The sequence below is a fragment of the Aliihoeflea sp. genome (assembly GCF_052435475.1).
GTDB lineage: Bacteria > Pseudomonadota > Alphaproteobacteria > Rhizobiales > Rhizobiaceae > Aliihoeflea.
In genome coordinates this window covers 64,058-83,719 of record NZ_JBQVMV010000007.1, presented here as the reverse complement: position 1 = coordinate 83,719, position 19,662 = coordinate 64,058, and the positions used below count along the sequence as shown (strand labels likewise).

At 60.8% G+C, this 19,662-nt stretch carries 19 protein-coding genes; 15 read left to right on the top strand and 4 right to left on the bottom strand.

Going from position 1 to position 19,662, the window contains the following annotated elements:
- The first annotated feature begins 79 nt into the window (after nt 1-79).
- On the top strand, nt 80-3,685 hold the full coding sequence (locus tag ACT6QU_RS10400) for a YobI family P-loop NTPase (protein ID WP_444836633.1): 3,606 nt from the start codon (nt 80-82) through the stop codon (nt 3,683-3,685).
- A gap of 345 nt (nt 3,686-4,030) precedes the next feature.
- Here ACT6QU_RS10400 and ACT6QU_RS10395 read toward each other — a convergent pair whose 3' ends face one another.
- The 3 genes from ACT6QU_RS10395 to ACT6QU_RS10385 are packed head-to-tail and all read right to left on the bottom strand — an operon-like array spanning nt 4,031 to nt 5,956.
- A complete protein-coding gene (locus tag ACT6QU_RS10395) occupies nt 4,031-4,768 on the bottom strand; it encodes a hypothetical protein (protein ID WP_444836632.1) in 738 nt (245 codons plus the stop codon).
- A 20-nt stretch (nt 4,769-4,788) separates the two neighbouring features.
- Nucleotides 4,789-5,523, bottom strand: coding sequence for a HupE/UreJ family protein (locus tag ACT6QU_RS10390; RefSeq protein WP_444836876.1), 735 nt, complete (start codon nt 5,521-5,523; stop codon nt 4,789-4,791).
- Between the two features lie 55 nt (nt 5,524-5,578).
- Nucleotides 5,579-5,956, bottom strand: a complete 378-nt coding sequence (locus tag ACT6QU_RS10385; protein WP_444836630.1) for a hypothetical protein — start codon at nt 5,954-5,956, stop codon at nt 5,579-5,581.
- Nucleotides 5,957-6,088: 132 nt separating this feature from the next.
- Here ACT6QU_RS10385 and ACT6QU_RS10380 point away from each other — a divergent pair, with 132 nt between their 5' ends.
- Nucleotides 6,089-7,408: an MFS transporter gene (locus ACT6QU_RS10380; protein ID WP_444836629.1), complete on the top strand. Its 1,320-nt coding sequence runs from the start codon at nt 6,089-6,091 to the stop codon at nt 7,406-7,408.
- Nucleotides 7,409-7,440: 32 nt separating this feature from the next.
- Here the strand turns inward: ACT6QU_RS10380 and ACT6QU_RS10375 are convergent, their stop codons facing one another.
- Nucleotides 7,441-9,951 carry a heavy metal translocating P-type ATPase gene (locus tag ACT6QU_RS10375; RefSeq protein WP_444836628.1) on the bottom strand — a complete coding sequence of 837 codons (2,511 nt, stop codon included), beginning with the start codon at nt 9,949-9,951 and terminating at the stop codon, nt 7,441-7,443.
- 192 nt (nt 9,952-10,143) lie between these two features.
- Here ACT6QU_RS10375 and ACT6QU_RS10370 point away from each other — a divergent pair, with 192 nt between their 5' ends.
- The 13 genes from ACT6QU_RS10370 to ACT6QU_RS10310 all read left to right on the top strand — a co-directional run bounded on the left by ACT6QU_RS10370 (nt 10,144) and on the right by ACT6QU_RS10310 (nt 19,410).
- Complete coding sequence (locus ACT6QU_RS10370; protein WP_024587400.1) at nt 10,144-10,338, top strand: heavy-metal-associated domain-containing protein; 195 nt, start codon at nt 10,144-10,146, stop codon at nt 10,336-10,338.
- Nucleotides 10,339-10,349: 11 nt separating this feature from the next.
- Complete coding sequence (locus ACT6QU_RS10365) at nt 10,350-10,511, top strand: hypothetical protein (RefSeq protein WP_444836627.1); 162 nt, start codon at nt 10,350-10,352, stop codon at nt 10,509-10,511.
- A 96-nt stretch (nt 10,512-10,607) separates the two neighbouring features.
- Nucleotides 10,608-11,375 carry a MauE/DoxX family redox-associated membrane protein gene (locus ACT6QU_RS10360; protein ID WP_035449712.1) on the top strand — a complete coding sequence of 256 codons (768 nt, stop codon included), beginning with the start codon at nt 10,608-10,610 and terminating at the stop codon, nt 11,373-11,375.
- 19 nt (nt 11,376-11,394) lie between these two features.
- On the top strand, nt 11,395-11,886 hold the full coding sequence (locus ACT6QU_RS10355; protein WP_024587398.1) for a DUF305 domain-containing protein: 492 nt from the start codon (nt 11,395-11,397) through the stop codon (nt 11,884-11,886).
- Nucleotides 11,887-12,313: 427 nt separating this feature from the next.
- Complete coding sequence (locus ACT6QU_RS10350; RefSeq protein ID WP_024587397.1) at nt 12,314-12,646, top strand: four-helix bundle copper-binding protein; 333 nt, start codon at nt 12,314-12,316, stop codon at nt 12,644-12,646.
- A 150-nt stretch (nt 12,647-12,796) separates the two neighbouring features.
- Nucleotides 12,797-13,198: a hypothetical protein gene (locus tag ACT6QU_RS10345; protein WP_024587396.1), complete on the top strand. Its 402-nt coding sequence runs from the start codon at nt 12,797-12,799 to the stop codon at nt 13,196-13,198.
- Between the two features lie 84 nt (nt 13,199-13,282).
- Nucleotides 13,283-13,504: a hypothetical protein gene (locus ACT6QU_RS10340; protein WP_444836626.1), complete on the top strand. Its 222-nt coding sequence runs from the start codon at nt 13,283-13,285 to the stop codon at nt 13,502-13,504.
- The gene (locus ACT6QU_RS10335; protein WP_444836625.1) at nt 13,501-14,979 is read left to right on the top strand and encodes a TolC family protein; all 1,479 of its coding nucleotides are present in this window, start codon (nt 13,501-13,503) and stop codon (nt 14,977-14,979) included. The genes ACT6QU_RS10340 and ACT6QU_RS10335 overlap by 4 nt, the downstream gene beginning before the upstream one ends.
- A gap of 14 nt (nt 14,980-14,993) precedes the next feature.
- Complete coding sequence (locus ACT6QU_RS10330) at nt 14,994-16,361, top strand: multicopper oxidase family protein (RefSeq protein WP_444836624.1); 1,368 nt, start codon at nt 14,994-14,996, stop codon at nt 16,359-16,361.
- Nucleotides 16,362-16,408: 47 nt separating this feature from the next.
- On the top strand, nt 16,409-16,888 hold the full coding sequence (locus tag ACT6QU_RS10325) for a cupredoxin domain-containing protein (RefSeq protein WP_024587392.1): 480 nt from the start codon (nt 16,409-16,411) through the stop codon (nt 16,886-16,888).
- Between the two features lie 22 nt (nt 16,889-16,910).
- Nucleotides 16,911-17,192, top strand: a complete 282-nt coding sequence (locus ACT6QU_RS10320) for a copper-binding protein (protein WP_444836623.1) — start codon at nt 16,911-16,913, stop codon at nt 17,190-17,192.
- A gap of 186 nt (nt 17,193-17,378) precedes the next feature.
- A complete protein-coding gene (locus tag ACT6QU_RS10315; protein WP_444836622.1) occupies nt 17,379-18,056 on the top strand; it encodes a winged helix-turn-helix domain-containing protein in 678 nt (225 codons plus the stop codon).
- 40 nt (nt 18,057-18,096) lie between these two features.
- Nucleotides 18,097-19,410: a sensor histidine kinase gene (locus ACT6QU_RS10310; RefSeq protein WP_444836621.1), complete on the top strand. Its 1,314-nt coding sequence runs from the start codon at nt 18,097-18,099 to the stop codon at nt 19,408-19,410.
- Nucleotides 19,411-19,662 lie beyond the last annotated feature (252 nt).

Below are 19,662 nucleotides of genomic sequence, written 5' to 3'. Positions count from 1 at the left end.
CTACCGCTTTTTAAACCTCATGGTCAACAAGCTTCTCCGTGCATTATGATAGAGATTTGAAGGTAGTAGACATCGCTCGATGAAAATTAAAATTACTGCGGCCGGCCATTGGATTGCCTACAAGTTCACCGATATGTTGGAAGGGCTGCGCCTACGTACCGCTTCAACCGGCGGGCCATCTAGATTCGTCGATCTCGCCCCAACCGACGAGGCAGATCAAGCCGGGGTTTATGCGGCCGCGTTGAAGTTCGCGACCGACAGTGCGGTCGTTTCTAACATCGCGCTCACCGGGCCTTATGGCTCTGGCAAGAGCAGTATCATCCGATCGTTCCTGAAGTCGTATCCCCGGCAGGCTCTGCAAATCTCTCTCTCGGCGTTCTTGCCGGAAGCTGGCGATGAGCGGCGCACGGTGACCAAGCAGGAGATTGAGCGGAGTATCCTCCAGCAACTGCTGTATGGCGCGGATGCGGACAAACTGCCACTATCACGTTTCAAGCGTATCCAATCGCCAGGATTCTGGTCAATCCTACGATCACTATACATCCTTATTGGACTGCTTGCTCTCTGGCATGTGTTCCATAAACGTGCAGCAATTTTCGAGGGGTCGTACTTTGAACCTTACGATCTCTCGAATTGGCTCAATATGTCCGCAGCTGCTTTTGCGCTGATTTTTGTTTGGTCTGCGATCCATCACTTTTACGTCGCCAGCTTCGGCGTTTCACTAAAAAGTATTTCGCTGAAAGACATCGAGATACGGCCGTTTTCGGAAGATCAAGATTCGATTCTTAACCGTCATCTGGACGAGATTGTCTACTTCTTCCAGTCGACACGTTACGACCTCGTGGTCGTGGAGGATCTCGATCGTTTTGAGGATTCCGACATCTTTGTCACCCTTCGCGAAATTAATAGTCTCGTTAACGGCAACGTGGGCGTGAAACGGCGGGTCAGGTTCCTCTACGCGCTGCGCGACGACATGTTCGTCAACACCGACCGGACCAAGTTCTTCGAATTCATCATCCCCGTCATTCCTATCATCAACAGCTCGAACTCGATTGACATGGTGCTCGCGCAGGGCAAGCGGCTAGAGCTGGACGGGAGGCTTGACCAGCAGTTCCTGCGCGAAGTGTCCCGCTACCTCGGCGATCTCCGGCTGATTCATAATATCTTCAACGAGTACGCGATCTACGTTGCCAATCTGGAAACCGATGGCGAGAACGTCCTCGACGCTACGAAGCTTCTTGCCGTCCTGATCTACAAGAACGTCTATCCCAGGGACTTCGAACAGCTCCACCGCGGCGAAGGGCATCTCGCTAGAATTTTAGGGCGTAAAGACGATCTCGTCTCTGCACGTGAACGAGGCTACCGATCAGAGATCGCCGAAATCGAACGCGATATTGAAACCGCCGAACAGCAAATCCCTAAGGATGTGCGCGAGCTCAGACGCATTTACGCGATGGCCCTTCTTGAGACATTGCCGGCCAATGTCATTAGCGTGGGTAGAACCTCCCAGGAGAACATTGCGCTCAGAAACTTATCTGAAAATTCGCATTTCGAAGAACTTATATCTGCACCGCTTCTATACTGTCGTGATGTCCATAATTATCGCTCTCAGCACAACAATTCTGCTCTGCAAGGCATTGTAGACTCCAACGCGGCCTATGCCGATAGGGTTCGAAGCATAGAACAGAAAGCGGATGCGCATAAAAAGGCTGCGCATCGGAGGATCGCCCGACTAAGAAGTGAGATTAAAGCCATCCGGACGAGCAAGTTCAATGTCTTGCTGCGGTCCAGTACGCAGGAGGTCGAAAGCCTCTTTGATGCCCTCGGCAATGGCGGTGAACTTGCCCGGTTCTTGGTCTTGGAAGGCTACCTCGATGATAGCTACTACCAGTATACCTCCTTGTTTCACTCGGGACGGCTTTCACCGAGCGACAACAAGTTCCTGATACAGATCAGGGCTTTCCATACACCCGAACCCCTTTTCCCGATCGACAACCCGCGCGAAGTCATCGTGGGAATGAGAGAGGACGATTTCGGCCTCGATTATGCGCTGAACGTGCGGCTTGTCGACGCGCTCCTGGAGGGCGAGGAACATAGGGAGCGCCTCGGGAAGCTCTTCGCATACCTCTCAAATGAATTTCCGAACCAGCAAGAATTCTTCGAAGCCTACTACACGGCGGGATCGAACGTCGGCGAGTTCTTGAGACAACTCTTGGATGCTTGGCGCAGTTTTGTACCGTCGGCCATTAAAGGCTCCTCGGCAGCCTTGCATATCGCGCGCCTCATCGAACATCTTCCGCCGTCCGTGCTGGCTCGCGAGCGCGAGGAGCACCCCGGATTGCGGGCGTTTGCTGCCGACAATCTCTGCGACATTCTTGACCTCTTGGAGGGGGTGGATCCGGTCAAGCTCGAAGAGTTACGGATCGAGACGAAGGACCTCGCTGCGATTGATAGATATCCGAACGTCGCTCGCAAACTGTACGAACTTGGCCATTATCGCCTAAACGATGCGAACTTCGACTATATCTTCGGCTCTATCCTCGGTAAAGAAATCGGTCCAGAGCTGCGTAAGCGGCGTTACTCAAGGGTTCGAAGCTCTGGAGCTGAAGCCCTCCTCGATCGGGTGGAAAGCGATTTCGGAACGTACTTCGCGAACGTTCTGCTGGATGCGGACGATGACGATGAGGAGGATATCGACGCCATACTAGCTGTGATGTCACATGATGAGCTCGACGCCGAAGAGATAGCAACCTTCGTTCTACGCCAAACGAAGCTTTTGCCGACACTCGAAGAAGTGCCCGAGCGCTATCAGGCCATGACGGTCCGTGGAGCCCAGATCGCACCCACTTGGTCCAATTGTTTCGCTTTCATTCGCTCGAAGTCTTTCGAGAGTGGCGCTCTCATTGCCTTCCTTCACGATACCGATGTCCGCGACGCTCTTCTGAGAACGCCAATTCCGGAAACCAAGGAAGCGTTTCCTCTCCGTCAGTTCCTGGTCGAAGCGGAAGATCTCGAAGATGAGGCATACCGTGCATATGTCCGAGCCCTACCCAAGGAATTCAAGAAATTTCCGGAATCTATAGGTGCCCGTAAACGCCGGGTACTTATCGACGAGCGGCGCGTCACGTTCGATGCCGGGAATTTGGGCGCACTCGACGGCGAGGTCGAGCTTCAAACCGTATTCGTCGCCCAGAACATCGCCTCCTATCTGCGTGACCCCAGCCCTTTCTCGATCGACGACGATTTCCGCGAGCGATTGCTTGCCACCGATATCTCGGACGACGAGAAGCGTGCGATCATCGGCTTGATGGACTTGAACGGTCTACCCAGCCTTCCCGAGCGGGCTGGCATTATTGGGCCGATCCTTTTGCGGACAAATGGCGCGCTGCCTTCACTCACGTCAGAAATCGTCAAAGCAGTCATTGGGAACGCTGACCCCTTAAACGCGCAGATCAAGCTGCTCAATCTACTCCAAGAAATGCTCGACAAGAATGAGGTTCGTGAGGTTCTGGGACAACTTCCTTACCCATACTCGAGAATTCAAACAGGATATGCGCGTCCGACGCTAAAGAGCACAAATGAAAACAGTGATCTAGTGCAATGGTTGGAGAAAAGGGACATCATTTCTTCGGTAGGAAAGGCGATTTTTTCGGACGACATCATCGTTTATCTTTATCGATCATAGGGTGATCACCGATACCGTCGACCCTTTCGCAAACCCATGTGCGCCTGCATTTTGACATTCGGTGGATGCGCGTGTTGGGGCGGATAGCCGACCGGCCGCTTTTGGATGTTCATGACAATGGTCACAACGTCTGAAATGATGAGGCGCGTAGCGGTCGAAGTACGGCGGCCATTCGAATGGCCGCTTTTTCTATTCCGGCGCTCAGAAGCGGTCGGGCAGGAAACCACCCCTGAACCGTCGGTCGGCTGTCGACCCCATTGCCTACGTAGACGGGCTCCTCAGCCTCTCTCGAAACCGGACGTTGGAGGCAGGATGGCGCGCCTTGCGCCACCCCGCCTGTGGCAACTACACCAGACGTTCGATCGCCGTGTATGTCCCGCTTGTCCGGATCGTCAGCGAGACTGGTGCATCGCCGCGGTTGCGCCAAAACCAGCCGTGACGCCCGGTGAACGCAGCCTGCAACTGGCCTTCGTCGGATGAGATGCCGCGGCCCTTCTCATAGCTGATGTTCTGACCGCCACCGTCGCCGTGGGTGTCATAGTTGACGGCACCACCCTCCGAGACGGCCCAGGCGAAGGCCGCGATCTCGCCTTCGACCATTGTCAGCTTGATTTCGGCTCCCTCGCCGGGCGCAAGCGTGATCGTCATCTCGTCCTGGCGCTGCTCCTGGGCGGCGGCGGGCGAGACGATCAGTGCGCCGATCGTGCCCCATATGCTGGATTGGCGCTCGGGTGCCGGCGGTGCCGGAGGAGTGGGCGGCGCGACAGGAGCGACCATCGGTGCCGGTGTGCCGGACGCCGCGGGCGCGGACGTCGTGCTGGTGGACGTCGCGGCCGGGTTTGCGCTGGCGGCGGCGTCCATGGCCGCGTCGGCTGCGGCCTCCTCGGCGAGTTGCGTCTTGATCTCGCCCATCTCCGTCAGGTTCAGAGCCGACCCAATGCCTGTCGGATCGACGCCGTACTCGGACGGGAGAACGACGGCGACGAGCAGAGCGCCTGCGGTCACGATCGCGATCCCGGTCGAGCGCAGCAGCTTGGCGGTTGAAGGAAGTTCAGCGCGGGTTGGCATGTCGGTGTTGTACATGTGAGGTCCTTTCGGGAAATTCAGGAAACGAGATATCCGGCCATCTGGTAGCCGAAGAGGAGGAAGCCTGCGGTCATCATGGCCACGTTGGCCGTGTAGGCATGACGGAAGAAGCTTGAGCTTTTCCGCCAGAAGCCCATGACGATCAGGATCGCACCGAGGGCCAATAGCTGGCCGATTTCGACGCCGACATTGAAGGCCAGCAGGTTCGGCACGAGGCCGTCCGGCGCGATGTCGTATTCGAGGATCTTGGTCGACAGGCCAAAGCCGTGAAACAGCCCGAAGATGAGGGTCGCAGCCTTGGTGTTGGGCTGGAAGCCGAACCAGCGCTGGTAGGCCCCCATATTGTCGAGCGCCTTGTAGACGACGGACAGGCCGATGATGGCGTCGATGATGTAGCTGTTGATCCCGATGTTGAAATAGACGCCGAGCAGCATGGTCGTGGAGTGACCGATGGCGAACAGCGTCACGTAGATGGCGATGTGCTGCATCCGGTAGAGAAAGAAGATCACGCCCAGCAGGAACAGGATGTGGTCGTATCCGGTGACCATGTGCTTGGCCCCCAGATAGATGAACGGAATGATGTTCACCCCGCTGATTTCCTGGATGTAGCCCTGATCGCCCGCCGTCACCGCATGGGCGAAGGCGGAAGATGCGAAAGCGAGGATCATGCCGAGCGCGAGGAGCCCAGACGTCAGATGAGAAGCGAACGCGACAAGCGTCCGGCTGCCCACCACAGATGGTGGTTGTCTCATGAATATGGTGTCCGTGTTGAGAGGAACGTCGCCCCGATCGGGGGGCAGCGATCGCTCACGCTCGCGGCGGACGGTCCAGTTCGAAGATTCGGACGGGCAAGGATTCGGGAAAGGCGCTAATGCGCCAGGCGTCGCTTGTCCGGACGAAGAGCGTGGCCACGGACGGCGGATAGGTTGGCGTGTCGTGCAGGTGATCGGCGGCGTTATGACCATGCAGATGGCCGGGCTTGCTTTCGCTGTCCCAGCCATCGTCATGCGAGTGACCGTGCTCGGCGATCTCGGCGGCGAGCTCCAGATGGCGCTCGGCTTCGATCTGGGCGAGCGCGTGCGGGTCATGCGAGGAGGAGCCGCCAGTCGGCGCGAGCAAAAGCGACACCGCCATCGCGCAGGCGATGACGACGCGCAACGCGACGCTTTGCAGACGGCCGATCATGATGCCAGCGATACCCCTCGGTGGTTAACGAAACCTTTCGCGTGATTCTGGGGCGAGATGAAGGCCGTTGCCCCGCAGAATGGCCACGATATTGTCCACGATGCTTCGGCAAACATCCGTCAAAGGTCCGACATGCTGAACGTCCTTGCGAACCGCACCTACCGTCACCTGTTCCTGGCGCAGATCATCGCGCTGCTGGGGACCGGGCTGGCGACGGTTGCGCTCGGCCTGCTAGCGTTCGAGCTGGCGGGCGAGAACGCCGGGGCGGTGCTCGGGACGGCGCTCGCCATCAAGATGGTAGCCTATGTCGGCGTCGCGCCGGTCGCCGCGGCCTTCGCCGAGCGGCTGCCGCGGCGTGCGACGCTCGTGGCGCTCGATCTCGTCCGGGCGGCCGTGGCGGTGCTTTTGCCGTTCGTCACCGAAATCTGGCAGGTATACGTCCTGATCTTCGCGCTGCAATCGGCCTCGGCCGCGTTCACGCCGACCTTCCAGGCGACGATCCCGGACGTGCTGCCGGACGAGAAGGAGTACACGCGGGCGCTGTCGCTTTCGCGGCTCGCCTACGACCTCGAGAGCCTCGTCAGCCCGATCATCGCGGCCGCGCTTCTGACGGTCATCAGCTTCCATAGCCTGTTCGCCGGAACGGTCGTCGGCTTCCTCGTTTCGGCCGCGCTGGTGCTGACGGTCGTCCTGCCGAACCCGAAACCGAGCGCCCCGCGCGGCATTTACGACCGCACGACGCGCGGCATCCGCATCTATCTCGCGACGCCGCGCCTGCGCGGGTTGCTGGCGATCAACATGGCCGTCGCCGCCGCGGGCGCGGTCGTCATCGTCAACACGGTCGTCTACGTACAGACCGTCTTCGGCCTTGGCCAGAGCGAGATGGCGCTAGCGTTGGCTGCCTTCGGTGGCGGCTCGATGGTCGTCGCACTGGCGCTGCCCCGGCTCCTCGACAGCCTGCCCGACCGCCCGGTGATGCTCGCGGGGGCGGGCATTTTGGCCGTCGCAACCCTGGCTGCGGCCGCCATCGACTCCTACGGGCTGCTGCTTCTCGTCTGGTTCGTCGTCGGTGTTGGCTATTCCCTCGCGCAGACGCCTTCCGGACGGCTGTTGCGTCGCTCGTCCCATGCCGAAGACCGTCCAGCGCTGTTCGCCGCCCAGTTCGCCCTGTCGCACGCCTGCTGGCTGGTCACCTATCCGCTTGCGGGATGGGCAGGCGCGAGCTTGGGGCTGCCCGCCACGTCCGTGTTGCTGGCGGTGATTGCCGCGGCGGGCGTTTTTGTTGCGCTACGCGTGTGGCCGGCAGGCGATGCCGAAATCGTAGAACATGCGCATGATGGCCTTCCTGCGTCGCACCCGCATTGGAATGAAGGACGGCCGAACGGCCATCGCCACGCCCACGTCTTCGTAATCGACGATCTTCACGGCTCGTGGCCGCAGGCGCGTTCGTGATGGGCACTCGGGCATGATGCTCGCGGTGACGGTTATCCATGACGCTCGTACAAGGCATCGTCGATCTCCAGAGCGACATTTGAGGTGAATCGCCTCAGGCGCAACGCGTTTGCGAGAACGAACACGCTCGAGAGGGCCATCGCTCCGGCCGCGAGGACAGGCGACAGGAGGATTCCGAACGCGGGGTACAGGATGCCCGCCGCGACCGGGATCAGCGCCGTGTTGTAGGCGAAGGCCCAGAACAGGTTCTGCCGGATGTTGCCGATCGTCGCTTTCGACAGGGCGATGGCGTTCGGGATTACCTGCAGGCTTCCGGACATCAGGACCACATCGGCCGCCTCGATCGCGATATCCGTTCCCGTTCCGATGGCCAGACCCACGTCGGCTTCGGCGAGCGCCGGAGCGTCGTTGATCCCGTCACCGACGAACGCCACCGCGCCATGCTCGCACTTGAGGCGGCGGATCGCCTCGACCTTGCCGTCGGGGAGCACTTCCGAGACGACGTCGTCGATGCCGATACGGTCGGCAATCGCCTGCGCCGTACGCGCATTGTCGCCGGTGATCATCGCCACCTTGAGGCCGAGGCGGTGAAGCGCGGCAATCGCGTGGGGCGTCGCGGGCTTGATCGGATCAGCAACCGCGATGACGGCAGCCGGTCTGCCGCCGACCGCGGCATAGAGTGGCGTCTTGCCCTCGACGGCGAGCTGGTCCGCCTTGACGCGGAAGCGGGAAACGTCGACGCCGATTTTTGCCATGAACCTGTCCGCACCGACCTCGATCCGCACGCTGTCGGACACACCGCGGACGCCCAGGCCCGTCACCGATTCGAAAGACTCGATTTCGGGAAGCGCGATGCCCTCCGCCTGCGCCGCGTCGACGATCGCACCCGCGATCGGATGTTCCGACTTCGACTCCACCGCGGCGACCAGTGCCAGAACCATGGAGCGGTCGAATCCATCCGCCGTCTCAAAATCAGTGAGCGTCGGCTTGCCCTCGGTCAACGTCCCGGTCTTGTCGAAAGCGACGACCCGGGCGTCTTTCAAAGACTGCAGGGCCTCGCCCTTGCGGAAAAGCACGCCCATTTCCGCGCCGCGGCCGGTGCCGACCATGATCGATGTCGGCGTTGCAAGCCCCATGGCGCAGGGGCAGGCGATGATGAGGACGGCGACGGCGTTGACGAGGGCGAAGGTCAGCGCGGGTGACGGACCGAAGACTAGCCAGACCGCGAAGGTCAGGACCGCGACGGCCATCACGGCCGGAACAAACCACATCGTGATCCTGTCAACCAGGGCCTGGATCGGCAGTTTCGAACCCTGCGCCTCCTCGACCATGCGGATGATCTGCGCCAGCACGGTTTGGCTGCCGACGGCGGTCGCCTGGAAAGCGAACGCGCCCTTCTGGTTGACGGTGCCGCCCACGACGCCGCTGCCGGGCGACTTGGATACCGGAACCGGTTCGCCCGTGATCATGGATTCGTCGACATAGCTCTCTCCCTCGACGAGTTCGCCGTCGACCGGGATACGCTCGCCGGGACGAACGTCGATGACGTCTCCCGTGGCCACTTCCGCAATCGGCAGTTCGACCGTCGCTTCCCCGCGGCGCACGCGCGCGGTCTTGGCCTGCAATCCGACGAGCCTCTTGATCGCCTCCGACGTCCGGCCTTTTGCCCGCGCTTCGAGATAGCGGCCGAGAAGGATCAACGTCACGATCACCGTGGCCGCCTCGTAATAGACGTTGACGGTGCCTTCGGGCAGCAAGGCGGGCGCGAAGGTGGCTACAAGCGAATAGCCATAGGCGGCGATCGTCCCCACGGCGACGAGCGAATTCATGTCGGGTGTCGCGCGCAGCAGGGCGGGAAAGCCCTTCCGGTAGAAGCGGATGCCCGGCACGAACAGGACGAGGGTGGTGAGCGCATACTGGATGTACCAGCTCCCCCGAATACCGATCGTATTGGCGATCAGTTCATGGATCGCCGGTACGAGATGCGAGCCCATCTCAAGAATGAAGACGGGCAGCGTGAGCAAGGCGGCGAGCATGAGATCGCGCCGTAATTCGCGGCGCTCCTCGTCCTTTCTCTCGTCGACGGTTTCAGCCGCCGTTCCGGCATCGTCGATGGCCCGCGCTTCGTAGCCGGCAGCCGCGACCGCTGCCGCCAGGTCCCGCATGTCCGCCGAACCGGCGATCGTCGCCCGTTCCGTCGCGAGATTGACCGATGCGTCCGTGACGCCCGGAACCTGCCGCAGTGCTCTCTCGACGGCTCCGACGCACGAGGCACAGCTCATGCCGTCGATGGCCATGGATACCGAATGTTCGGCCGCCACAGCGTAGCCGGCGGCCTCGACGGCCTTTGCCAGCGCGTTCCGGTCGAGGTTCGTTCCGCGGATGGTTGCTTTCTCGGTCGCGAGATTGACCGAAACATTCTCGACGCCCGGGACTTTCGATAAGGCGTGCTCGACCCTGCCCACGCAGGACGCGCAGCTCATGCCTTCCACAGCCAGCGATGTCGTCGACGAGGATTGGTTGTTGCGGAACGGAGCGTTCACAGCCGCTTCTCCTTCTGTGGGCGTTCAATCTTGGGCGACGATGGCGCTTCCGGTCGCTGGAAGGTCAAGCTTTCATTCCGGCCGATTCGCTTATCATCACAAATGGCGACTTTTCTTGCCGGACGTCTGTTGACCTTCCAGCGGCGGGAAGCCGCATAAGCCCTCCTTAGTCGAGGAAAAAAGGAGACCGACATGCAGTTCAAGATCGAGAAAATGGCCTGCGGCGGGTGCGTGAAGACTGTGACGGCAACCGTCACGGCGATGGATCCGGCAGCTAAGGTGGAGGCCGACACGGTGGCCAGGACCGTAAAGATCGAGACCACGGCCAGCGCCCCCGCGGTCGAACGCGCATTGGCCGACGCCGGTTACCCGGCCCAACCATTTTGACGGAGGGCGCGATGGACAAGTTGACCCCCATCTTCATCGCGGCCTCCCTCGTTGCGGCCGCAGGCCTCGCCTACGCCCAGAGCCAGATCGGCGCGACTACGGCGACCGACGCTGCGCCTGGACATGACGATCACGGCAGCGCCCAACCCGGCAATCCAGTCGACACGGAATGATGGGCGCAGTCGGCGCGAAATACCGGCCGGGATCGGCGACGTCCGATTTCGGCCAGTCGCAGCGTCGGGCAACTTCACACAGGGAAGGGAATGGCAATGGATGTCAGAAGAAACAAAAGTGCTGACCTCTACCGGATGGTCACGCCGGAACACACCTGTCCTTGGGGTCTGAAGGCGCTCGACCTCCTGAAGCGCGAAGGTTACGAGGTCGAGGATCATCAATTGACCTCCCGCGACGAGATCGACGCCTTCAAGGCCAAGCATGGGGTCGAGACGACGCCGCAAACCTTCATCGAGGGCGCGCGGGTCGGCGGATATGACGACCTGCGGGCCTATTTCGGCAAGGAGACGAAGGACAAGGACGCGGTCACCTATACGCCCGTCATCGCCCTGTTCGCGATGGCCGCCCTGATGGCCTTTGCGGCGAGCTGGGCGGCGTTCGGGAGTGCATTCACCATCGCTGCGGGCGAGTGGTTCATCGCCATCGCCATGTGTCTTCTCGCGCTGCAGAAGCTCAAGGACATCGACGGCTTCGCGACGATGTTCCTTAATTACGACCTCCTGGCGCAACGCTGGGTCCGCTACGCCTATGTCTATCCGTTCGCCGAGGGGTTGGCGGGCGTGTTGATGATCGCCGGTGTCCTGATGTGGCTTTCGATCCCAGTCGCCTTGTTTATCGGCACGATCGGCGCGGTTTCCGTGTTCAAGGCCGTCTATGTCGACAAGCGCGAATTGAAGTGCGCCTGCGTCGGCGGCGACAGCAACGTTCCGCTCGGCTTCGTCTCCCTGACGGAGAACCTGATGATGGTCGCCATGGCAGTCTGGATGCTTTTGAAGCCAATGGGCATGGGCCTTGGCCACTGACAGAAGGAGAACAGGAAACATGGACAACCATGCGCATTCCAAGGGCCATTCCGGCCACGCGCGGCCCTATCTGATGCTCTGGGTCAACATGGCGCTCAGCCTGGTCGTCATGTACGTCGTGATGTTCACGATGATCGACGGTCCGGCTGACTTTCGGAACAACCTGAACATGGCCTACATGGCCGTGACGATGTGGGCTCCGATGGGCGTCTTCATGCTCGCCACCATGGGCGGCATGTACCGCCGCAAAGCCCTGAACCTGGTCATGTACGGGGCGTTCGTTGCCCTGACCATCGGATCGTTCTGGGCGACGCGCGCTCAGGCGCTGATCGACGACCGGCAATTCATCGCGTCGATGATCCCCCATCATTCGGGGGCCATCCTGATGTGCCGCGAAGCGGCCTTGGCCGACCAAGAACTGGTGGATTTGTGCGCGGAGATCATCGAGGCGCAACGTTCCGAGATCGACCAGATGGATCGCATCGCTGCGCGGCTGGACCGCCAGCCATAGACCAGTCTTGGTCGCATCCAGCAGCGAGGCGGCGCAGAAGACGCTTTATCTCAATCCCGAAGGTTGTACGCGAACGATCTCCCGCCGACGGCGGGAGATCGCTGCTGAGCCTTTGGGACTTGGGAGGCGACGTAGGACAACCAGCGTGAACCGCGCCACAGACCGTGGCGTGCGGTTCACGCCGATTCCAGGCGAGGAAGGCTGGTTGTCGGTGATAAACTCCATGTTCCCGCGCGCGGTGTTCATCCGTGGCTGGAGCGGTTCTCGTTTGGGCATCGAACAGGACGGCGGGGAGGGTCTCCTGCTTGCGAGCAAGACGGCTGCGTCTTCGATCGGGGGAACAACCCGTATCTCCATCTATTGGATAGCGGGTGGGCCAAGCTTCGAAGGCATGTCCCGTCCATCACCGATCCAAAGGAGAAACCGCATGCATCACATGGACCCCGAAATGAAACGTTGCATCGAGGAGTGCCTGGACTGCTACGGCGTCTGCCTGTCGAACGCGATTGGGCACTGCCTGGAGATGGGCGGCGAGCACACCGCCAAGAAGCACTTCACGCTCATGATGGCGTGCGCCGAAATCTGCCGGACCGCCGCCCACTTCATGTTGATCGGTTCGGAGCATCACAAACATGTTTGTGCCGAATGCGCGGAAATCTGCACCCAATGCGCGGATGATTGCGAGCGGGTCGGCGACATGGCGGAATGCGTAGAAGCCTGCCGCCGTTGCGCGGAATCGTGCCGCCGCATGGCGGCTTGATCAAGACGGCGCATGAACTGAGCCCCCTGCGGCAACGGCCTGGTTTGCCGCAGGCGAGAGGCGGCGGCCCCGTCGCAGTCATTCAGCTTACAAAATTGTAAAGAACCGTGCACTTGACCATCAACGGGGGTTCGCGCATAGCATCAGAACATGGATGAATCGCGCCGGATATCGACACGCGTGCTGCGACTTGCAACGAAGTTGCTGGTCGCGTTCGTGCTTCTGGTCGGTCCGTACGCCCAGGCCGCATCAGCGGGCGGCCCGTCCGCAAGTCCAGACCACCATGCCGCCATGTCTATGGACGCCGGCGGCCACGAGGCGGCCGCGCACGAGCATCATCCCGAAGCCGAAGCCGCAACCGACTCAGAGGCAGGATCCGGTCCGGTCAAGTTGGCCGACAAGTGCTGTGACCTGTTCTGCATGGGCGTCGCTTGCATCGTTCCTACCTACGCATTGGCATCGCGGGAGCCGGTGAGTGTCTCGCATGACGTGCTCGACGCCGACGTCGCGCCCGGCGAGTGGGTTCTGCCGCATCGTCCTCCGAACGCCTGATCTGAATTCCGCCTCCTGAGGCCGTGACCGCCGGGAATCCGCCAGCGGTCGGCGCTCGTCGAATTCAAAGATCAGGTAATTCATATGAAGAAGACCGTTTCGATGGTCGCGCTGCCGCTATTCGTGGGCGGCTGCGCGGCGACATTGCCGGCCGACGTCACGCCGACGCGTTCGCCCGCACTGCCCTATGAGGCGAGCCGCCTCCATCATCACAACCCGATCGGTGCCTACACGCACCGCGTCCCGGTCGAGCCGCGCCCGTGGCGGCAGCAGAACGATGCCCAAGGGCCGGGAGGCGGCCAATGAACCGCGTTGCGCGAACGGCGTCGATCGTTGCCTTGCCGCTCTTCATCGGCGGGTGTGCGGCAACCGCGCAGGAGGCCCTTTACGGCGATTCGCTTGCGGGTTTCGGAACGGTGCAAGCTGCTACCCGGACGGCGACCGGGAAGAACGCCGTCTGGATACAGGACAGGCAGACCGCTGACAGGACGACGTCGCAGGTCCGGGGCATGGTGCAGGGCAAGACCGTCGGCGCTGATACGGCGGTCCAGGTCGCCCTGCTGAACAATAGGGGCCTGCAGGCCGCCTATGCGGAACTCGGGCTGTCGGCAACCGATGCCTGGCAGGAGACGATGTTCGTCAACCCGACGGCTTCGATCGGGGTGCTCGGCATCGGCGCGCCGGAGCTCGGTGCCTTCCGCGCGCTCGAAGGGATGATCGTCAACAACATCTTCGCGCTCGTGACGCGGGACCGGCGCATCGACATCGCCGACACGCGCTTCCGGAAGGCACAACTCGACGCCGCCGTAGCTACCTTGTCGCTGGCCGCAGAGACGAGGCGGGCCTGGATCGAGGCTGCCTCAGCGTGGGAGCGCGTCGCTTACCTCAATCAGGCTAAGGCCGCTGCCGATGCTTCGTCGGAACTCGCGGCCAGGCTCGGCGAAACTGGTGCGCTCAACAAATCCGGACAGGCGCGCGAGCACGTCTTTTATGCGGAACTGGCGGGCGAAACGGCGCGGGCGAGACTTGCCGCCCGAACCGCCAAGGCCGAACTCACCCGCCTGATGGGGCTTTGGGGATCGGACATCGAATACGAGGTGCCGAACCAGTTGCCCTCGCTGCCGAAATCGCTCGCCCGGGTTGAGACCATCGAAACCGACGCCTTGGGCCACCGAGCCGATCTGAAGGCGGCTGCCTTGGATCTCGAGGCGCTGGCGAAACAGTACGGCCTGACCGAAGCCACCAAATACGCGACCGACATCGCGTTGGTAGCGGGCCTGGAAGTCGAAGGCGAGATCGAAGATGGGAAGCGGGACGTTTCCGTGTCGCCGAAGGTGGATCTCGAGGTCGAGTTCGCCATTCCGATCTTCGACAGCGGTCGTGCCCGAATGCGGCGCGCAGAACTCGAATACATGGCGGCAGCCAACCGGCTGGCCGAGCAGGCGGTCAACGTCCGGTCCGAGGCACGCTCCGCATACGACACCTATAAGTCCAGCTACGACATTGCCCGCCACTATCGGAACAACGTCCTCCCGCTTCGCACGACGATCGATGAAGAAGCCCTGCTGACCTATAACGCCATGATCACCAGCACTTTCGAGCTGCTGGCCGACACACGCGCAAGGATCAATTCCGTGCTCCTGTCGGTCGATGCAAAGCGCGACTTCTGGCTCGCAGAAGCCAATCTCGCGCCGACCATTTACGGAGGCCGCTCCGGCGGCGGGTCAGGGGGTGGAGGTGGGGCCGCGATCGCCGACGCAGGCGAAGCAGCCGGTCATTGAGAAAGGACACGACAATGCTCAATAGAAGACAATTGCTCGGTGCCGGCGCGACCATCGTCGGGGCCGCTGCCTGGACGAAAACCTCCGCCATGGGCCTGCCCGACGCGCCGTCCATGGAAAGCGCGACAATGCAACCGCCCCTCTATCCGACGAGCGGCCCTGACTATCAGCCCGTTGTTACCCTCAACGGCTGGACTCTGCCGCACCGGATGAACAATGGCGTCAAGGAGTTCCACCTCGTAGCCGAACCTGTGGAGCGCGAAATCGGTGAAGGCATGACCGCCTATCTCTGGGGCTACAACGGCCAGTCGCCAGGACCGACGATCGAGGCAGTCGAGGGCGACCGGGTCCGTATTTTCGTGACCAACAAACTGCCCGAGGAGACCACCATCCACTGGCACGGGATGATCCTTCCCTGCGGTATGGACGGCGTGACGGGACTGACGCAGCCAGGCATCCCTACGGGAAAGACCTTCGTCTACGAGTTCGATCTCGTGAAGAGCGGCACCTTCATGTACCACCCGCACGGGGACGAAATGGTCCAGATGGCGATGGGCATGATGGGCTTCTTCGTCATTCATCCGAAGGACCCGCAGTTTATGCGGGTCGACCGCGACTTCGTCTTTCTGCTCAACGCGTTCGACATCGAGCCCGGCTCTTACGTTCCGCGCGTGATGGAGATGACCGACTTCAACCTGTGGTGCTTCAACAGTCGCGTCTTCCCGGATACCGATCCGCTGGTCGTGTCGAAAAACGACCGGGTCCGGGTGCGCGTCGGCAACCTCACCATGACCAATCATCCGGTCCATATGCACGGCTATGATTTCGAGGTCACGTGCACGGACGGTGGCTGGGTGCGGCCAGAAGCGCGCTGGCCGGAAGTCTCGATCGACATTCCGGTCGGCGCGATGCGCGCCTACGAGTTCGACGCCGTCTATGAGGGCGACTGGGCCATCCACTGCCACAAGTCGCACCATACGATGAACGCCATGGGACACGACATTCCAACCTTCATCGGCGCTGACAAATCGCGTGTCACCCCGATGATCCGCCGCCTCCAGCCCGAATACATGCCCATGGGAACAACGGGCATGGGCGAGATGGGAAAGATGTCTATGCCCATACCCGACAACACAATCCCGATGATGACCGGATGGGGCCAGTTCGGTCCGATCGAGATGGGCGGGATGTTCTCGGTGGTGAAGATCCGCGAAGGCATCGCGTCCGACGATTACTCGGATCCGGGCGATTACGAGCATCCCGCGGGCACGGTCGCTTACGAGTGGACGGGCGAACTGCCCGACGCGGCTTCCGCGCCGGGTACGGGAACGCAGGCACCGGCCAAACCGGCTGGGGCGAACGGCCACGGCGGGCACGGCTGATGAAGGTCGATCACTTCATGAAATTCAACCAAACGGAGACTGTACTGATGAAGACAGCATACACGACGGCAGCGATCCTGCTGCTTTCCGCTGGCCTCGCGGCCGCCGCTCCCGGGCATTCCGGTGGCCACCACGACATGGCCGTCGGCGAACCTGGCGATGCCGCCAAGGCGACTCGGACGATCAATGTCACGATGTTCGAAAGCGACGACGGAAAAATGCTTTTCCAGCCGAACGCGTTCGAGGTGAAGAAGGGACAGACGATCCGCTTCAGCATCCTGAACAAGGGCGAGATAGACCACGAGTTCGTGCTCGACGAAAAAGAGAAGAATGCCGAGCATCGGGAGCTGATGATGAAGTTCCCAGAGATGGAGCATGACGATCCCAACGCGATCCGTCTTGAAGCAGGCAAGCGCGGCAACATCGTCTGGACGTTTTCGAATACGGGCACGTTCGAGTTCGCGTGCCTGATCCCAGGCCACTACGAGTCCGGCATGCACGGCGCTGTCGAAGTGTCTGCCAAGTAACCCGAACCGAAGGAGTACCGACATGAAAACCAAACTCATCATCGCCGCGGCCATGGCCGCTCTGGTTTCGGCCGCGCCCGCGGTCGCGCAGGAGTACACCAAGGGGACCGTGAAGGAGATCAAGGCGGACCAGGAAAAGGTCATCGTGATCCACGAAGAGCTGAAGAACCTCGACATGCCCGCCATGACCATGGTGTTCAACGTGGCAGACGCGGCAATGCTCGACGACATGACGGAAGGCGCGACGATCGAGTTCGTGGCCGACCGCGTGCGCGGAAAGCTGACGATCACCGACGTGAAGTAGCTTCGGTTCCAGACAACAGCGCCGCCTCCGCGTGCCGGGGCGGCGCTAATCGATTCAATGCGGCGATGCCGCCAAAAAAATCACAAAATTTCCGATGGATACGCCCGCCCGAGCACTCGGTAATCGGCTTGGGAATCGCATGAGGTCATCACCGCGGAAGGTTTCTCCGCAACAGGGCGTTTAATGATGAGGGTATTGCTGGTCGAGGATGACAAACGAACAAGCGATTACATTTCCAACGGTCTTGCATCTTCTGGTCACGTCATCGACGTGCTGCCGGACGGCAGGGACGCGTTGGCTGCGGGACTGCGTGAGCCTTACGACATAGCCATCGTCGACCGCATGATCCCCGGACTGGACGGCTTGTCGTTGGTGCGCAGCCTTCGGGCCGCAGGTGGCAAACTGCCCATCATACTCCTTACCGCGATGGGTGGCGTCGATGACCGTGTGGAAGGTCTCGACGCCGGAGCCGACGACTATCTCGCCAAGCCATTCGCATTCAGCGAGTTGCTCGCGCGCCTGAACGCGCTTGGCCGACGGCCCCCTATAGCGCAGGAGAAGACGGTTCTACGCGTAGCGGATCTGGAACTCGATCTGGCACGTCGGGTTGCAAAGAGGTCCGGTCAAGTCGTGGAGTTGCTGCCGCGCGAATTTGCGCTCTTGGAGTTTCTCATGCGCAACGAAGGCCGCGTGCTGACAAAGACGATGCTCTTGGAACGAATCTGGAATTTCAACTTCGATCCGCAGAGCACGGTCGTCGAAACTCATGTCAGCCGGCTACGAGCCAAGATCGATAAGCCTTTCGAGACACAGTTGATCAATACGATTCGAAGCACGGGATATAGCTTGCATGCGCCTCGGTAAGCTGGCGCGAAGCACGCCCTTTCGCTTGGCGGCCCTATACGTGGCACTGTTTCTCGTCTCCTTGTCCGGGGGCAACATTGTCGCCTACAACATGGTGGCGACATATCTCTACGAGCGGTTGGACACGCACGTTATGGAGCGTTACCGAGAGATTCAGTCCGCTTATGAAGCGCGCGGAGTGGAAGGCGCTGCCGCGATGATCGGCAGTCACGGTCCAGCCATCAACGGTCAGGAGACGCTTTACCTCCTCCGCGGAATCGAGGGGGAATTCCTTGCAGGAAACTTCAGAGTACCGTCCGTCCCACCGGGGTTTTCCACCTTTACCGGCGAGAATGAGGGCGGATCTAGCACGAACTACAGGCTCTACCGCGGGACGCTCGGGGAAGAGCAGCTTGTGGTTGGCGTCAGCTACGACGACACAAATCGTCTGAGACGCATCGCGTTGGTGAGTTTCGGATGGGCAACCGCTATCGTTCTGGGCACCGGACTCGGAGGTGGGGCCCTGTTGGCGTTCCGCACCCGGAGGCGCATTGCGATTCTCTCAGAAACAATGAAACTCGTTGGCGCTGGGCAATTGCAGACCAGGCTACCGGTCTCGGCACGGGAAGATGACCTCGACGTTCTGGCCGTCGAGGTCAACGTGGCTCTCGAACAGTTGGAAACGAGCGTTGCCGCCATGAAGCAGGTGACGACGGACATTGCGCACGATCTGAAGACACCGATCAGCCGACTTTACATAACGCTTGAAGAAGCCATCGATCAGGCAGGGACGGATGCTGAGGCGAAGACGCGACTTGAGACCGCGCTTGGCGAAGTTCTGCAAATCTCCTCCACCTTCGAAGCCATGTTGAGAATTTCTCAGATCGAGGCTGGTGCGCGCCGCGGATGTTTTGGCCCTGTGCGCCTCGACCAGCTTTTGGAGGAAATGTTGGAAATCCACCAACCGATTGCCGAGGAAGCGGGCAAGCAACTGAGCTTGCTCCCCAGACGGGGCGTCCCCCGGATCGAAATTCTCGGCGACCAGGACCTCTTGCGGCAGATGTGTGCGAACTTGATCGCCAATGCCATCCGCCACACGCAGCAAGGCGCGAAAATTGGACTCACGTGCGGTCACGAACAAGGTTGGCCGTTCATCATCGTCGCCGACAACGGCCCGGGAATTCCGGAAGCGGAACGAGCCAAGGTTTTCAAGCGATTCTACCGTTTGGAAAAAAGCAGAACAACTGAAGGAACGGGCCTTGGTCTTAGCCTCGTTAAGGCCGTGGCCGACCTGCACGGCGCGCACATCGTTCTGACGGAACGATCGCCGGGTCTGGCTGTTCGGGTGGTGTTTCCGAAGTGCCAACAAGTTTAGCAATTGGTCTTTCGTACTTCGACGTGATCGCCAACTCTCGAAAACCGCGGCAAAAAAAGCCCGCCTGTGGAGGTCAGTCACACAGGCGGGCAGTAAGGTCGACGAGGCAGGGATGCTACGTCAACGTGGATACAGGTGAACTATGCAGGCAATTTCTTGTGGCTGTTTGTCGGCAAACTTACAAATATGTAAGCGACGAAACTGCATGTTCTCGGGACCAAACTGAATCGCTCTCCACTCGCTTCACGGCGC

What these genes read in the sequence shown, in the direction of transcription:
- ACT6QU_RS10400 (WP_444836633.1), top strand. Translation starts at nt 80, where the DNA reads ATGAAAATTAAAATTACTGCGGCCGGCCATTGGATTGCCTACAAGTTC.
- ACT6QU_RS10395 (WP_444836632.1), bottom strand. Translation starts at nt 4,768, where the DNA reads ATGTACAACACCGACATGCCAACCCGCGCTGAACTTCCTTCAACCGCC.
- ACT6QU_RS10390 (WP_444836876.1), bottom strand. Translation starts at nt 5,523, where the DNA reads ATGAGACAACCACCATCTGTGGTGGGCAGCCGGACGCTTGTCGCGTTC.
- ACT6QU_RS10385 (WP_444836630.1), bottom strand. Translation starts at nt 5,956, where the DNA reads ATGATCGGCCGTCTGCAAAGCGTCGCGTTGCGCGTCGTCATCGCCTGC.
- ACT6QU_RS10380 (WP_444836629.1), top strand. Translation starts at nt 6,089, where the DNA reads ATGCTGAACGTCCTTGCGAACCGCACCTACCGTCACCTGTTCCTGGCG.
- ACT6QU_RS10370 (WP_024587400.1), top strand. Translation starts at nt 10,144, where the DNA reads ATGCAGTTCAAGATCGAGAAAATGGCCTGCGGCGGGTGCGTGAAGACT.
- ACT6QU_RS10365 (WP_444836627.1), top strand. Translation starts at nt 10,350, where the DNA reads ATGGACAAGTTGACCCCCATCTTCATCGCGGCCTCCCTCGTTGCGGCC.
- ACT6QU_RS10360 (WP_035449712.1), top strand. Translation starts at nt 10,608, where the DNA reads ATGGATGTCAGAAGAAACAAAAGTGCTGACCTCTACCGGATGGTCACG.
- ACT6QU_RS10355 (WP_024587398.1), top strand. Translation starts at nt 11,395, where the DNA reads ATGGACAACCATGCGCATTCCAAGGGCCATTCCGGCCACGCGCGGCCC.
- ACT6QU_RS10350 (WP_024587397.1), top strand. Translation starts at nt 12,314, where the DNA reads ATGCATCACATGGACCCCGAAATGAAACGTTGCATCGAGGAGTGCCTG.
- ACT6QU_RS10345 (WP_024587396.1), top strand. Translation starts at nt 12,797, where the DNA reads ATGGATGAATCGCGCCGGATATCGACACGCGTGCTGCGACTTGCAACG.
- ACT6QU_RS10340 (WP_444836626.1), top strand. Translation starts at nt 13,283, where the DNA reads ATGAAGAAGACCGTTTCGATGGTCGCGCTGCCGCTATTCGTGGGCGGC.
- ACT6QU_RS10335 (WP_444836625.1), top strand. Translation starts at nt 13,501, where the DNA reads ATGAACCGCGTTGCGCGAACGGCGTCGATCGTTGCCTTGCCGCTCTTC.
- ACT6QU_RS10330 (WP_444836624.1), top strand. Translation starts at nt 14,994, where the DNA reads ATGCTCAATAGAAGACAATTGCTCGGTGCCGGCGCGACCATCGTCGGG.
- ACT6QU_RS10325 (WP_024587392.1), top strand. Translation starts at nt 16,409, where the DNA reads ATGAAGACAGCATACACGACGGCAGCGATCCTGCTGCTTTCCGCTGGC.
- ACT6QU_RS10320 (WP_444836623.1), top strand. Translation starts at nt 16,911, where the DNA reads ATGAAAACCAAACTCATCATCGCCGCGGCCATGGCCGCTCTGGTTTCG.
- ACT6QU_RS10315 (WP_444836622.1), top strand. Translation starts at nt 17,379, where the DNA reads ATGAGGGTATTGCTGGTCGAGGATGACAAACGAACAAGCGATTACATT.